The 1,876-nt window shown below is 46.1% G+C and carries 1 protein-coding gene; it reads right to left on the bottom strand.

Annotated elements, in window-relative coordinates; genetic code table 11:
* On the bottom strand, positions 1-1,876 hold a 1,876-nt coding region (locus GQS64_RS11935), incomplete at both ends, for an invasin domain 3-containing protein (protein ID WP_198231759.1).

The raw sequence follows: 1,876 nt of genomic DNA, 5'->3' as shown, positions 1-1,876 counted from the left end.
AAGAAACCTTCGGTGTAATTTTATAAGTTCCGACAAGCGTGCCTTTCAATGTGGCTTTATAAGTGCCATCCGGTGACTCTTGAATGTTCGACAGAATAACTTTGCTCTCATCCGGCTTGTTACCGCCCCCGTCAACAATGTCAAAAGCAAGTTTGTTGCCTAATCCTGCAACAACATTGCCATAAAAATCCTGCGCCTTGAACTTCAAGGTCGATGAGGCTGCACCGTCCGCGACAATCGTGTACTGATCGGCTTCAAAGGTCGAGCCGATTTCACTACCCTTGTCATTTTCAACCGGTGTTCCAGCTGTCACACTGATTGTCGCTGACAGCTCTGCAAGCGTGTTGTTATCCTTTTTCGGTACAAATCTATATTGACCAATCTTTTTGCCCGTAACGACCGCTTTATACGTACCTGCGCCGGTCTTCGTTATTGTACCAATATCAATGTCGCTCCCGTCAGACGATGAAACAAAACTCAATTGTGAGGGGTCATAGTCTATCGGATTGCCAAACTTATCTTTGGCCACAAGAGTGAGCGTTGCAGTCTGACCAGCTACAATAGTCTGTTCGTCGAATTGAAAGCTGGAATTGCCTTCTCCCGTATCGATTTCACCGGCGGTCAAAGTCACTTCAGCTTCAAGAGTTCCAACAGCAACAGAAGAAACCTTCGGTGTAATTTTATAAGTTCCGGCAAGCGTGCCTTTCAATGTGGCTACATAAATGCCGCTTTGAGCCGGTGTCTCTTGAATTTCCGACAGAATAACCTTGTTCGTATCCGGCTCGTTACCGCCCCCGTCAACAATGTCAAAGGTAAGTTTGTTGCTTAATCCTGTGATGGGATTTTGATTGGTGTCCTTCGCTTTAAAGGTGAGTGTTGATTGTGCAGTTCCATCTGCTGGAATGGGCGTCTTATCTGCGCTAAAGCTGGAATTGCCTTCTCCTCCATCGACATCACCGGCGGTCAAAGTCACTTGTGCTTCAAGAGTTCCAACAGCAACAGAAGAAACCTTCGGTGTAATTTTATAAGTTCCGACAAGCGTACCTTTTAATGTGGCTTTATAAGTGCCATCCGGTGACTCTTGAATGTTCGACAGAATAACTTTGCTCTCATCCGGCTTGTTACCGCCCCCGTCAACAATGTCAAAGGTAAGTTTGTTGCCTAATCCTGCAACAACATTGCCATAAAAATCCTGCGCCTTGAACTTCAAGGTCGATGAGGCTGCACCGTCCGCGACAATCGTGTACTGATCGGCTTCAAAGGTCGAGCCGATTTCACTACCCTTGTCCTTTTCAACCGGTGTTCCAGCTGTCACACTGATTGTCGCTGACAGCTCTGCAAGCGTGTTGTTATCCTTTTTCGGTACAAATCTATATTGACCAATCTTTTTGCCCGTAACGACTGCTTTATACGTACCTGCGCCGGTCTTCGTTATTGTACCAATATCAATGTCGCTCCCGTCAGACGATGAAACAAAACTCAATTGTGAAGGGTCATAGTCTATCGGATTGCCAAACTTATCTTTGGCCACAAGAGTAAGCGTTGCAGTCTGACCAGCTACAATAGTCTGTTCGTCAAATTGAAAGCTGGAATTGCCTTTTCCCGTATCGATCTCACCGGCGGTCAAAGTCACTTCAGCTTCAAGAGTTCCAACAGCAACAGAAGAAACCTTCGGTGTAATTTTATAAGTTCCGGCAAGCGTGCCTTTCAATGTGGCTTTATAGGTGCCATCCGGTGACTCTTGAATGTTCGACAGAACAACCTTGTTCGTATCCGGCTTGTTACCGCCTTCGTCAACAATGTCAAAGGCAAGGTCATTGCCTAATCCTGCAACAAGATTGCCATAAGCATCCTTCGCTGTAAAGGTGAGTGTTGA

Source organism: Bartonella sp. P0282 (genome assembly GCF_048452985.1).
GTDB classification, from domain to species: Bacteria; Pseudomonadota; Alphaproteobacteria; order Rhizobiales; family Rhizobiaceae; genus Bartonella; species Bartonella choladocola.
The sequence above is the reverse complement of the archived record's forward strand: the minus strand, read 5'-3'. Positions and strand labels throughout refer to the sequence as shown.